Below are 13,711 nucleotides of genomic sequence, written 5' to 3'. Positions count from 1 at the left end.
ATGTATCGTCGTCAACTTCCCGAAGGAAAACTGCGGCGTAAAATCGAGCGTCTTGCCAACCGCCTCCTCAAGGTGACCGCCGAGCTCGAAGCACTCTTCCCAGCGGAAAAATGAGCAGAGATTGGCCGGTCAAGGCAAACCACAGGCCATTCTGCAGAAACTACTTGTTCAGCGCGGCCAGCTTGGTGCTCGCGCTTTGGGAGAACACCGTATTGGGTGCGAGCTTGATGCAGCTTTCATAGGACCGCCTCGCGTCCTCCTTGCGATTCAGCGCGACGTAGGCATCGCCCAGGTTTACGTAAGCGATGGCGCGGTTCGGATCCAGAGCGATGGTCTTTTCGAGCCATTGCGTCGACTCCACAAACTTGCCGAGCTTGTAGCACACGAAGCCCGCGTTGTTGATCGCCTGCACATTCGAGGGATTCATGCGAGCAGCTTCCGCAAACTCTTGCAAGGCGCTCTCGTACTTCTTCTCTTTGAAGAGTGACAGACCGAGATCATTGTGGCTGCTCGACGTTTCCGTCCGTCCCGCCTTGGCTTTCGGCGGCGCCTCCAGCTTATGCAGGTCGGATCGAGCCGAGGCAACTTCGTGCTGCAACTTCTGATTGCGCGCACGTTTGCTGGCGATTTCTTCGCGGATCCGGTCGAGCTCTCCGTTCAACTGGATCGCCTCTTCGTCCAGCTGTGTCGAAAGCCCGCTGAGAAATTCGTTCTCATGCCTGAGTTCGAAAAGGAACTCGCCCCCCTCGCTGCCGGCGAGGTTGCCGAAAGCGGGGGTCTGATGCGACAGGGAGGAAACAATGGGTCCGGCATACGAAGCCAGCTCGGATACCGTGATGAATCCATCGCCGTTCAGGTCGGCCCGCCCCTCCAGCCCCTGCATCAATGTCCACGTAAACACCGAATGTCCGTTCGGGCCGGTGTCCGCCACCTGCTCGTCGGCGCCGCCGGCTGTCAGCATCTGGCGCGCGGTTCGGCGGGACATCTCGGTGAAGTAGTTCCCGGTGAGACCCGGAACTCCTCGCGTCAGCGCCAGCCCGCTATAGCATGCATCCATGACAAAGACGACATGTCGTGCCGGAATCGATTCCGAAATGTCCTGGAAGTTGGTCATCGATATGGCTTGGCCCTGGTAATTCTGCAGATCCGCGTCATAGGGGACAATGTAGCCGAGATCCCTTCCCGAAGGCAGCCGGCGCGTGGCGCCGTGACCGGCAAAGAAAATGAAGACGCGATCTTCCTTTTTGACCTTTTCCGGATTGGCCATCGCGTCACCCAACTCGGTCAGGATTCTGTTCCGCGTCGCATCGGTGTCGAGCAGCGTGGTAATACACTCCGGCTTGAATTTGTATTTTTGAATCAGCAAATCCTTCATGCCGGCGGCATCGCGCGCCGCATAACGGAGTTTCGGCCAGGAACGGTAGTCGTCGATGCCGATCAGCACAGCCCAGCTTTCGCGGTAGATGGGTGGAGGCGCCGTTTCCTGGACACTGCCGGTAATTCCCCTCGAAGCCTCGGGAGGAGGGACCACAAAGTCGCGGCCATCCCAGGATGCAAACTGGTATCCTTCGGTTTGCAGTGCCGAAAGGACTTCCGGCAGGGCCTCGACGGTGCGCTCGTGGATATCGTGAAACAGGATGATGCCCCGGCCTTCACTGTCGACCGAGCTCAGCACGCGATTTGCGATGGACTTGGGGATTGGATCGGCCCAATCCTCCGAGTCGATGTCCCAGAGTACAGCTTTCATCTGACGCGCCTGCAAGGCAGCCATCAGCTTTGCATTGGTTGCGCCGTACGGCGGCCTGAAGAGGACCGGGCGCGACTGCGCCACGTATTGCAGGGCGCGGTTGGTGCGCTCGAGTTCGTCCGCGATCTCCTGATCGCTCAGTTTCGTCATCAGTGGATGGGAATAGCTGTGGTTCGCCAGGACGGAGCCTGAATCCAGGACGTGCTGGCTGGCCAGAGCCGCCTTGCTGGGCTTGGCGGTGTTCTTATTCCTGGATCCGAGATTCTCGCCCAGTTCAAAAAAAATCGATTTGACCTGAAATTTGTTGAGGATCTCGAGGATGCGATCCGTATAGGGCAAATGGGGCCCGTCGTCGAAAGTCAGTATGAGGGTCTTGGGGGGAAGGCTCTTGCCGTAGGTGACCAGTGCGCTGTCGCGTCCGTTCCTGGACGCGGCGATGTTCTGGATCGCGGATGCATACTCCTGAAGGATCCGGGCGCGGCTGTAGCGGGTCTTGAGATACGCGAGGTACGCATCCCAAGCTTCCCGGCGCACGACCATTCCGCGCCTGTGGAATCTGCCGATAATCCGTTCCAACTCCTTGTCGTACAGCGATTGGATTTCCTGCAAGGACTTGAGGTCGTCGTCGAGTCGCGCCCGCAGCGCCGCGGGAATGGCGGCATCGGTTTTCATTCCGTGAAGAGCCGAGGATGCATCCTCGACGACCTCGCGAAACACAAGTTTGTCCGCGTCATGCAGTTCAGGTGATCGTTCGAGATAGTCCAGGAAGCGATTGAGATTCGGCGGTGCATTCGAAAATCCGGCGGCGGACATGGCCTCCAGCTCCTGGCCGAACTGTTCACCGATGTCCATGAGTCGCTGGTGATTTTCGTGGTAAATGACCTCACCCGCGGTTGTCGCCCTGGATCGTTCCTCCGCCCCCATCGTCTCCTCGCTTTCCAGGAGGACAATAACTTTCTGGTAGGCGGCGACGATTTGAGACAGGCGTTCGGTGGATGGATCTGATTTTGGAGCCTCGGGCTTTTGCAGGGAAGTGGTGGCGGAACTCGGCGCCGGTTCACGCTTGCAGGAAACCGCCCAACCAAACAAAACGACTACCAGGAGAAGGAGTAAACCGCAAGAACTCCTCTTGTGCATTCCCATCGACGTCTCCATATGGAGGGCTAAGATAGCACAGTTATCAAACCTCGGGTTAGCGGAGTTCCGTGTCCTTTTGCGGCCAGCCTTCACTGATCCGGAAGAAAAGGGCCGGATCATTGTTCAAGCGTTTGTTACAGCTCCATCTTGAGTGAAGTGCAATGCCGGAGTGAGAAAAACTTAGTAGGGCCCAGTTGTTGCCGCATTGGCCTGTCGAGCTGGGGCCGTGGCCGGTTATCAAGTGTTCGGTCGTGGCCGCTCTTGAATGTTCGGTGACATGAACACTGAATGCGATCGGGTTTTGGGGAACCTGTGGCAACCGTGCCACAATCGTGTGCAACCTGACACAACCGCTCCTGCCCGGCTAATTCGAGACTGTTGTGTTAACTCGCAAAAAATCAGACACTTGCACCGCAGTTTTGCCGGCAGACCCTCATGGCCCTCCCCTTGCATCATCCAGGCCAACAGGTGTCGAATGCATGGAGGGAACTATGAGACGGCTTGCGGCGAACTGGTTCAGAATCTCGTTACGTTTTCACTTCATTTGGGCGTTTCTGGCGGTCACCACGGTCATGGCCGGATGGGCATCCGCCGGACAGGATGCCAACGGCCCGTCTCAGGCCGGCGAAGGGTGCCTGCTCTACCGGTCAGCAGTAGCGGGCCGCTACGAATTGGTGCCGCTGATTCACACCGACGCCGTTCTGGACGCGTGCGGCCTGGTGGCAGCGGTCACGGTGACGCAGCAATACGCAAACTCCAGCCCTGAACCTATCGAGGCAGTCTATGTTTTCCCACTTCCCCACGACGCGGCCGTGTATGACATGGAAATCCGCATCGGCAATCGAGTGATTCGCAGTGAGATCCGCGAACGCGAGGAAGCCAAACGCGTTTACGAAGCAGCGAAGGCTCAAGGAAATCGTGCTGCCTTGGTGGAAGAGGAGCGGCCCAACATTTTTACCACTTCTGTAGCCAATATCATGCCTGGCGACCGCATAGATGTCCGGCTGTGTTATGTGGAACCGTTGCACTGGGAGGATGGCCGCATGCGCCTGGTTTTTCCCATGGTGGTAGGGCCGCGCTATATCCCCGGAACGCAGGCCACTGGCCATATCGGGACCGGATGGTCTCTCGATACGGATGCGGTGCCGGACGCCTCGCGCATCACTCCCGCCGTTCGCAATCCCGAGAATCGGTCCGGGCATGACATCTCGCTCGCAGTGGATCTCGACCCCGGTTTCTGGGCCGCATCCATCGAGTCCGTTTCCCACGAGATAAGTGTTCGCCGTCTGGCGGATGGCCGCCAGCATGTGGAACTCGCCGCCGGCGCCACCATACCCAACAAAGATTTCGTTCTCGAGGTGCGGCAAGCGGAAAACTCAATGCCTGCAGCGGCGATGTTTTTTTCTCCCAGCAGGGATACCGGCGAGGTGCATTTCCTTCTGGCTGCTTTTCCGCCTACGGTGCCGGCCACCGCGCCGATGCCGGTGGAGATGCTCTATATGATCGATGTCTCCGGCTCAATGGCGGGCACCTCGATCCAGCAGGCCCGCGGCGCTTTACTTCAGGCACTGGACAGACTGCGGCCCTCCGACTGTTTCGACATCCTCACCTTCAGCAGCAGTTATCGTGAAATCGCGCCGCAACCGTTGCCGGCCGGCGCCGAGAACCTGGCGGTTGCGCGCGGCTATGTGGAGGGCTTGCGGGCTGACGGCGGCACCGAGATGCTGCCCGCACTGCGTCACCTGATGCAGAAACCGAAGAGCCCGGGTTACCTGCGCCGCATCGTTCTTCTGACTGATGGCGATCTTGGCAATGAAGAGGAAATACTTGCCGCGCTCCGGTCTGAATTAGGCGATGCCCGCCTGTACACGGTTGCCATCGGCAGCGCGCCCAATCTCTTCCTGGCGACCAAAATGGCGCAATTCGGGCGCGGAAGTTTCACGCACATCGCCGACGACAGCGAGATTCAGGACCAGATGACACGCCTCCTCGAGATCATCGAGAGCCCGGTATTGACCGACATCACGCTGAACTTCGCGGGTGTGGATGTGGCCGATGTATACCCCGAGCGTCCACCCGACCTCTTCCTGCACCAGCCTCTGCTGATCTTCGGGCGTATTTCGAAAGGGCGAGCGGGGATTGTGCACCTGTCCGCGCGCGTGGGCAATGAGCCTTATGAGACAACGATCCCATTTGACGCTTCGGAAGCCACTTTCCATCCGGGTATCACGACTCTCTGGGCGCGGCAGCGGGTGGAGGAGCTGATGGATGAGTGGCGACACACAGATGGGGAGAGACGGGAGGAGATTCGCGCCGGCGTGATTTCCCATGCCATCCGCTATCGTCTGGTTACGCGATTCACTTCGCTGGTTGCGGTCGAGAGCGTGGTGGCAAACCCGGGCGGCGAGTCCAACACGGCCCTCGTGCCTACGGAGTTGCCTGCCGGCTGGCAGATGGACAAGGTCTTCGGCGCTCCGACCACGGGAACGGCCGACGCATTTCTTGAAACTCTCGGTATTACCCTCCTGTGCGCGGGGATCGTGGCGCTCTTTGTCCTGCGCAGAGTGAGAATGGGAGCAGTATCGTGAAGACCATACGGCTTATGTCTATGCTGGTCGTCATCGCCGGAATCTGCCTCACGGGCCGCGCAGTGTACCTCCGTGCGAAGGCCGGGCTGGCGGCCGTCCTGGTCCGCCACGCATGGGAACAGAGCATCCAGTCGGGCAAGCCCCACGCGCCCTGGCCGTGGGCCGACACGCATCCGGTTGCCCGGTTGCGAATCCCGCGCCTGAGCTACGATGAGATTGTCCTGGAGGGTGCGACCCCACGTACGCTGGCCTTCGGCCCGGCGCGCTTGCTCAACGGGGCCGGTCTGGGAGATCCGGGAAACCTCGTCCTGGCCGGCCATCGCACAAGTTGGTTTGAACCCCTTGAAGGGATCAAACCAGGCGATGCGATTCAGCTCGAGTGGTTTGGCGCGCATGGCGGCCTGCATGAGCGGAGCTATACGGTGAAACTGATCCGCGTGGTTCAGCCCCGGGACGCTGCCTTGCTGGGCCCAACGTCTGAGGATGCGCTTACACTTGTCACCTGCTACCCCTTCGGCCGAAGCCCGCGTTCCCCGAAGCGCTACGTGGTGCGTGCCGCTCCGATCGCGCCAGCCGCATCAGTTCGCGGCCCTCGCCCGTCAGAGTGAGCAGCGGCCGACTGCCGCCAGGGCTTTCTTGGCTGCCTCATCCTTCGGGTTCAGGGTCAGGGCGGTTTGATATTCGGCGCGTGCCTTGTCCTTGCCCACCTCCGACTCCCCTGCAAAAAAGCACCGTCGCGAGCGGTTATGCTCTGGTCTTTCCGCTGAGGCATCGCGGTCTGCTCATTTTGTTCGGCGGAGGCTGGACTTGGAATACACTTCGAACTCTTTTCCCGGGGCAGCGAGCTCGAACACTTCCTCAAACTCGTCGTTGCCGAGGATATGATAAGTCTCTTTTGCGCGCCAGCCCGGTGCTATGTTTTCAATCGCCTCAGAGACGAAGACCAGCGTCTTAGGATCCTGGATGGGCTGCATGGCATACTGGTTCACGAATCCCTCAATGTGGAACTGACGATAGATGACGGTTTTCCGTGCATTGTCGAAGCTGAAGAAACCCATATCTTCGTGGATTTCCCCCGTGGGTGTCTTCTCTGTTGCCGCCCAGTGCGACACATTTTTCCCCTGCAGGAATTTGCCTCCCAGAACCAACAGGTATTCCCGTACTACCGTCCCCTTGCCTGGTTCTCCCGTCGCCGTCCCGTGCCACTGCCCGACGAAAAACCGAACAGCTGCCAGGCGGTCGGCCTTTACATCAGATTGCGAAAAAGACATCCCAAATAACGTAAATAGAAGAATCAGAATCGTCATGTCCACATCCTCGGTTACTTGTCGCTTCAATCGAGCCCCAGCGACTTCGGGGGCAATGCAGAACGATAGTTCAAACAAACCACCTGGCAGTCAGCCATTTCAGGGGGAAAAACATCGACACCTGATCCTGATAGTCCTTGTACTGCTGGCCGAACTCGATGACCAGTTTACGTTCCTCCAGCAGGGTCCCGATGAAAAGGTATCCGGAAAGAACCGAATTTACGATGATTGCTGCCTTGTTGAGATCACTGGCCCAGAGAAGGATGAAAACGGCTACGTACCAGGGGTGTCGAACAATCCCCAATACCCCCGTTTGATCGAGATTCCCGCTGCCGGTCATGGCACTGCTTTTCGATCCCTTCCTGACCTGGAGGATTCCGAGGAACTGGAGCAGGCTGTAATGCCTGGCTCCCGCCACAATCAATACGATGGCCAGAGAGACGAGAGAATACCGCAAAATCTGCCAATATCCGCCCCAGTCAAACAGCGGCGGGGAGCTGAACCGCGCTGCATTTGAATACATGATCAGCGGGACAAGCGTGGCGAGCGAAAAAACATTGAATAGCAGTCGGTAATAACGGTAACCGTCTGCAAGTGCCGCCTTGGACCACCTTGTAACCGAAATCGAAATCAGCGCGCTGTGAATGCCGCAATAGAGGGCCCACAGGATGCCCAGCAGCACGTAGTCCAATGCCATAGAATCTTTTTATACCCGCAACCTCGAAAAAAATAGGAAAAATCAAATGCAAAACGGGGTCGAACCGGATCAAAACGGGGACTGACGACTATAAGCTATTGCAGCGCCGGCAACTGATGCGATTTAAGGCCTTCCCGGCATGGCTTACAGCCAAAATTTGAGGTCGTTTTGGGGATTTAAGAAACCGGCATCGCCAATCACTGTGGGCGCAGCGAGATTTCCTGTTGTTAAAGCCAAAATTCGGGCCTGTTTTTAGGCGGTAAGGGCCAGTTCTGTGGACTTCAAAATCGCAGATCTTGCGTGGCTCCATAAGTTAGCGTTGTCAGTCCCCAATTCGACTCGACATGTTTTCGATTGACACGAACTTATTAATACTAGATAATTAGCACAAAAACCGCCTCAAAGCCCGGCAGCGGGCAACGCGGATCGCGTCGGGAAATGCGGTCGCAGGAGTATCGGTTGCTGATCTCGTCGAATCTCAACCTTTGTGCGGAGGCTCAGGCGGATCATGGGCAAAAAATTGATTACCGGTCGTAGGCTTACCTGGTCAGGCATTGTGATTCTCATTGCTCTGGCATTGTTTTTCTTGCCGGGTATCCGGAAGCGTGCCCAGCAGCAGCAAAAGCAGGCTGCACCGGCGGGAAGAGAAGCCGCAGTTCCTTCGCCCTCCAATGCGGCGGTGCCCGCGGCGCCGTTGCCGGTTACGCCGCCTCCTCTCGACGCGCAGGGCCGGTCGATTCTCTTCCACGTCGTTGAAGCGTCCACGGGGCGGCCCATCGAGAATGCGGCGCTTTTTGTCGGACTCTATGCCGCCATAAGAGAGATGCAGCCTGCCGACGCCGCCCGTACGGACCGCGACGGCAACTGCTCGATCCACGTGCCTGCTCCGCCGATCAATGTGGTCGTCCGGGCAGAGACGTATGTTTCCCGGCGCCTGGTTTTTTCCAAGGCCGAAGACTATCCAGAGGAATATACCTTCAAGCTCGAGCGGGGCAGTTCCATCGGAGGGTATGTTCACGATGAAACCGGGAAGCCGATTGCGGACGTGAAGCTCTCCATTACATCCTCCAACATGGTGTTGCAGACCAATTCCGAGCCGTCCAGTCGCGATCTGCTTGATACATTGGTGGCCACGCGAACTGATGTCATGGGACGATGGACCGCAAGCGAAGTCTTGCCGAACCCTGAGAGAATCGGGCTCACACTCGAGCACAAGGACTATGCTACGGCGCAATTCACGACTGAAGCGGTTTCCTCAACCCCGACGATAAGCACTTCGACCGTCCTTCGACCGCTTGCGTCGACATCGATGACCGATCTAAGAGCGGGGAAAGCTGTCCTTGTTATGCAAAGCGGCGTAGTGATCGCCGGAACTGTCATGGACGAATCCGGCCGAGGGATCGGCGCTGCCGAAATAAAGCAATTCGAAAAGAATCCTCCCAACGGGACCTACAACCTGCCCAGGGCCACGGCCAACTCGGAACCGGATGGGAAATTTGTTTTCAGGAGTCTGAAGCCAGGAGAAATTGTAATTGCCGTGCAGGCGAAAGGTTTTGCCCCTGAATATCGGATAATCAAGCTTGCGCAGCACATGCCGGAAATCGAGTTCCGGTTGAAGAAAGGTGAGATTATCAGCGGGCGGGTCGTTACAGAAGCGGGCAATCCGATTGCGGGCGCAAGCATCCAGACGTCAACCGCAGGAGCTGATCAGCCGATTTCGTGGACAGGGAAGTCGGATGCCGACGGAAGATTCCTGTGGGATTCAGCCCCTGTCAAACCCTTGTCGTATCATATCAATGCAGAAGGGTATAAATCCCCAGGTTCCATGACCCTGGATTCCTCCAAAGAACACGAGATCCGTTTGACCAGGCTGGCTGAAGTCAGTGTTATCGGGAAGGTGGTCGATTCACAAACCAGGATGCCGCTGGAGAGCTTCAAAGTTTCCACCGTCAACAGTCTAGCGCCGTTCCCCGCGAACCCAATCGACGGCAAGAACGGGGAATTTACATTGACTGTGCCCATTCGATCCGGCGCTTCCTACATCCTATTGGTGGAAGCCGACGGATATATTCCAGACGGTTCCCAGGTTGTGGATGACAAGGAAAGCAATCGCAACGTGGAAATAGCCATGGTCCGCGGGGGAAGTTACACCGGTACCGTGACTCTGCCCGACGGCAATCCGGCAAACGGCGCCAGCGTCATCCTCTGCGGCGGGAATCTGACGATGGCATATATGCCCCTTCTTCCAACCATGATGAGCAGCATCCGGACCATCCGATGCTCGAACAGCAGTCGGGATGTTTTCACGTCTGCGGCGGTTGCCGACGGTTCGGGCAGGTTCTCATTAAGTGCGGTAGCTCAGGCTCATTCTATTTATGCAGCCCATGAAAAAGGCTTCGCGGCCATCGCACTTGAAAAGCTGGCGAGTTCCTCCCGCATCGTTCTCCAACCATGGGGAAGAGTCGAAGGCACCCTGATGATCGGCACTAAACCGGGCGTCGGCCAGAGGATGTTCCTGAGCAAAGTCCAATCAAACTTTCGCCCGCCGGCCCTGGGTGTATCGTTCAATGCCGTTACGGACAACGACGGCAAGTTTACCTATCCGACTTTGCCTCCGGGAGAGTATCGCGTCTCCCAAATAGTCGGAACCGCGGGCTCCGGCCGAACTGAGATCGTGTCAGTGAAATCCGGGGAGACGACTTCGGTCAAGATCGGCGGCACAGGCCGGCCCGTGATCGGCCGAATCTTCGCGATCGGCGCGGACCAGAGCGTGGTCTTCAAAATACGGAGTATGAGTCTCGCATTGAAGCTGTCCGCCGAAGCCATCCCCAGGCCCACGGATCCCGCGGCATATCGCGATTGGGCGGAGAGGGAGGATGTCCTCGCGCAGATGAGAGCCGAACGCCGATATGCTGTCCAGTTCGAGGATGACGGTTCCTTCCGCGCGGAGGACATCCCCGCAGGTACGTACACTCTGTCGGTCACGGCAGGGCCGGATGCTGCGGGAGCTTCACCTGGGAGCCGCCCTGCGGTCGAGACTTTCACGAAGGAAGTAGTCATTTCCGAAATGACAGGCGGCCGCAGCGATACACCGCTCGATCTGGGCGTGATCAAATTCCAAAGCACTAAGAAGTGACAGCCGGCATGCACCTCGTTGGACGCATCAAACCACCCGCCGCCGGACGATAAGACTCGAAGACGCCGAGTGCAAGGTCGGGATTGAGCCGGGAATGAGAGGCATAAAAAGCTTATATATTCGAAAATTCCTGGCGTCTTCGCGTCCATCGTCCTGGGAACAGCAGTGGGACGTCACCCTATTTTCACTCGGCGCTTTTTTGATCCAGAACGGCTCCACATCCATTACAATCTGCCCAAAGTTCTAAACGCTTTCTACCGTCCTTATTGTCAGGTTTTGGAGAGGGAGCCCAATTTTTTCAATCGACAATGACCTTGAATGCGAATGGCAGACGGCTTTGAGAAGCATCAGGATTTTCATTGGACCAGTGGGCGTTCAGCCATCGGCAGCGCCGGTCCGGGAGCTGGAGTGAACCTGAGCGGAACGTGGGTTTTGGATGCCGCTGATGGCGATTCATGGTTTACGCGTGAGGGCATGCGGCGGAGAATCCGTAGAAGAAGTTCCTATCTTTGAATAGCGGCCGATATTCCGCCTCTTCGCCAGGAGCGCTCGGGTGATCCTTCGCGGGCCGGGATAGCCGCAAAGGAGGTTGCAGATGAAAAGAGTCACTGCATTCGTCGCCAGTGCTCGCAGGAGGCATACCTACAATTCCGTTCTTCGGTTTCTCGATGCCGTGCAATCCCTCGGCGAAGTCGACTCCGAGATCGTCGTACTGAGTGACTACGACCTGAAAACGTGCAGGGGGTGCAAAGCCTGCTGCGACAGGGGCGAGGAACTCTGCCCATTCCAAGATGACCGTGACGTACTCCTCGACAAGATGATGGCGTCTGACGGGGTGGTGTTCGCATCGCCGGTCTACTCGTTCCAGGTCTCCGCGATCATGAAGATCTTTCTGGACAGGCTTGGCTTTGCGTTCCATCGTCCGCGCTTCTTCGGCAAGACCTTCACGAGTATCGTGGTCGAGGCCATCTACGGCGGACCAAAGACCGTCGAATATCTTGACTTCGTGGGCGACGCCCTCGGTTTCAATGTCGTCAAGGGCAGTTGTGTCAATTCGCTGGAGCCGATGCCGGAGAAGCAACGACGCACCAACGAACGCATTCTCGCGTCGCACGGCAGGGTGTTTCACGACAGGCTGTCGCGGCCGTCGCTCCCGGCACCGACGCTCCTGCACCTCATGATGTTCAGGATGGGTCGAACCAAGATCCGGCTGATGCTGGACGAAACCTGGAGCGACTACAGGTACTACCGGCACCAAGGGTGGTTTGAAGCCGACTACTTCTATCCCGTTCGTTTGAACCCGATCAAGAAGGCGGCCGGACACCTGTTCGACTACAGCGCGGCGAGAAGTCTGAAGAAATAGGCCGAGGCAAAGGCAGCAGACCCTCAATCGATCGCGCGGGTTGACGGGTGGAGCGCGGCAGCCGCAGTCGTCAGTATCATGAGCGCGCCTGACGCAACAAACATCGCGCGCAAATGCAGGTCGGCGACCGCGCCGGCGAGCACGAGCGACACCGGCATCAGTCCGACAGCCGCGAACATCAGCACACTCATCACCCGGGCGATCAGCGCACGGTCGACGTAGCCCTGAATCCACGCGGTGATAGAAACATTTGCCAGCCCGGCGGCCACCCCGATCAAAGTCAGAACCACAGCCACCACGGCAAAATTTTCGATGAAGGGGATGGCCGTAATGCCGACGGCTTCGGCGGAAACGAAACCGAGAAATCTCAGGCCGCGCCGGCGGTGCGTGCGCTGCGCACCGGCCAAGATCATCCCTGCCAATGCCCCGCCGCCGAAGCACGACATCATGGTGCCGAAGGCGGCGGAAGACCCGAACCGGACCCTGGCGAGGACGGGCAATCCCACGATGACAGGCCCGAGTGCCCACAGGTTGATGCCCGCGAAAAGCATCACGAGCGAGCGCAGCGCGCCATCACGCCAGACATAGCGAAGCCCTTCGGCTATGGAGCGCAGCATCGGCGGCCTGCCAGGCGGGGCATCAGGAGACGGCTCCGGCTTGGGCAACTGCGCCAGCGGCACAATCGCAAAGACGAAACTGACAGCGTCGATGAAAAATGCGGCGGCGAGCCCCCACATCTTGATGACGAATCCAGCCGGGGCCGGCCCCAGCAGGTTGCAGGCCTGCATGCTGCCGGAGAACATCGAGTTCGCGGCGGTGAGTTGCCCGGTCTGCACGAGCCGGGGCAACAGCGCCTGACTGGCGGGAAATCCAAAAGCATCGGCGGTCCCGAATGCAAACGCGAGGCAGTAGAGGTAATAGATGTTGATCCAATGCGTCCATGTCAGGAACGCCACCGCCGTCACCAGCAGCGTCCGGGCGGCAGTGGTGGCCAGCATGACGTTTCTCGGGGCGAAGCGGTCGCTCACCGCGCCCCCCATCAGCATGAGAAGTGCCCGCGGGACAGCCGCGGTCATCATGATCACGCCAAGCGCGAAACTGGAGCTCGTCAACTGCAGAACCAGCCATGGAAGGGCGACGAGGTAGAACTGGTCTCCGAGCATCGAGACCGTGCTCCCCAGCCACAAATTGCGGAACTGCGGAAGCCGCAGCGGACTCCCCGGCGCTGTTGCCTGTTTGGCAGCGATGGTTTCCACCGGATCCACCGATCGTTTCAGGTGCGTGCAACCGCTATCGTGCAGGTCGTGGACTCCGTGACTGAAATGGCCCCCTGCGAGTTCTCGAAGGGAGTCCTCGTGAACAGGTTCAAAGAGGAGGGGCGGCGAGGGAGAGTCCAGCGTCCCACCTCGCCCGCACAAAAACAACGTAGGGGACACCGATGACTGTCCCTCTCTCCTACCTCAATGCCGCTTCTGAGGCAGCATCTTTTCAAGGGTAGCTGCCAAATTCTCGCCTCTGAATTCATCCTTTCCGCCCATCGAGACGACCTTTCCCTCCGGGTCGACGAGGATTGTGGTCGGAAATCCGTAAACCTAGACCCTAAACCAGTGTGATTTTTTGCTAGAAAAGCTGAAACAACCCTGGAATGTGCTTCGTTATTGGTTATAATAGGAATTAGCATATAACTAATACAACCAAAAGGAGCACATTCCAGGTGAACAAAAGAAACCACAAAA

General features: G+C 58.0%; 8 protein-coding genes. 4 read left to right on the top strand and 4 right to left on the bottom strand.

Translation table 11 applies throughout. The features are described from left to right. Nucleotides 1–160: 160 nt before the first annotated feature. Nucleotides 161–2,890 (bottom strand): polysaccharide deacetylase family protein, encoded by a 2,730-nt coding sequence (locus tag LAP85_28275; GenBank protein MBZ5500309.1) that lies wholly within the window; start codon nt 2,888–2,890, stop codon nt 161–163. 485 nt (nt 2,891–3,375) lie between these two features. On the opposite strand from LAP85_28275, the gene LAP85_28270 reads away from it, so the two are divergent. Both LAP85_28270 and LAP85_28265 read left to right on the top strand, forming a co-directional pair. After that, nucleotides 3,376–5,472, top strand: coding sequence for a marine proteobacterial sortase target protein (locus LAP85_28270; protein ID MBZ5500308.1), 2,097 nt, complete (start codon nt 3,376–3,378; stop codon nt 5,470–5,472). Further along, nucleotides 5,469–6,080: a class GN sortase gene (locus LAP85_28265; GenBank protein ID MBZ5500307.1), complete on the top strand. Its 612-nt coding sequence runs from the start codon at nt 5,469–5,471 to the stop codon at nt 6,078–6,080. Before LAP85_28270 ends, LAP85_28265 begins: the two co-directional genes overlap by 4 nt. A gap of 174 nt (nt 6,081–6,254) precedes the next feature. Here LAP85_28265 and LAP85_28260 read toward each other — a convergent pair whose 3' ends face one another. Both LAP85_28260 and LAP85_28255 read right to left on the bottom strand, forming a co-directional pair. Continuing rightward, nucleotides 6,255–6,779 (bottom strand): hypothetical protein, encoded by a 525-nt coding sequence (locus tag LAP85_28260; protein MBZ5500306.1) that lies wholly within the window; start codon nt 6,777–6,779, stop codon nt 6,255–6,257. A gap of 70 nt (nt 6,780–6,849) precedes the next feature. Beyond that, the gene (locus LAP85_28255; protein MBZ5500305.1) at nt 6,850–7,476 is read right to left on the bottom strand and encodes a hypothetical protein; all 627 of its coding nucleotides are present in this window, start codon (nt 7,474–7,476) and stop codon (nt 6,850–6,852) included. Between the two features lie 508 nt (nt 7,477–7,984). On the opposite strand from LAP85_28255, the gene LAP85_28250 reads away from it, so the two are divergent. Both LAP85_28250 and LAP85_28245 read left to right on the top strand, forming a co-directional pair. Beyond that, complete coding sequence (locus LAP85_28250) at nt 7,985–10,612, top strand: carboxypeptidase-like regulatory domain-containing protein (protein MBZ5500304.1); 2,628 nt, start codon at nt 7,985–7,987, stop codon at nt 10,610–10,612. 595 nt (nt 10,613–11,207) lie between these two features. Continuing rightward, nucleotides 11,208–11,975, top strand: coding sequence for a flavodoxin family protein (locus tag LAP85_28245; protein ID MBZ5500303.1), 768 nt, complete (start codon nt 11,208–11,210; stop codon nt 11,973–11,975). Between the two features lie 23 nt (nt 11,976–11,998). On the opposite strand, the gene LAP85_28240 is transcribed toward LAP85_28245, so the two are convergent. After that, nucleotides 11,999–13,231 carry an MFS transporter gene (locus LAP85_28240; GenBank protein ID MBZ5500302.1) on the bottom strand — a complete coding sequence of 411 codons (1,233 nt, stop codon included), beginning with the start codon at nt 13,229–13,231 and terminating at the stop codon, nt 11,999–12,001. Nucleotides 13,232–13,711: the final 480 nt, after the last annotated feature.

The sequence above is a fragment of the Terriglobia bacterium genome (assembly GCA_020072565.1).
Lineage (GTDB): Bacteria > Acidobacteriota > UBA6911 > UBA6911 > UBA6911 > JAFNAG01.
This window is presented reverse-complemented; position numbering and strand designations above follow the sequence as displayed.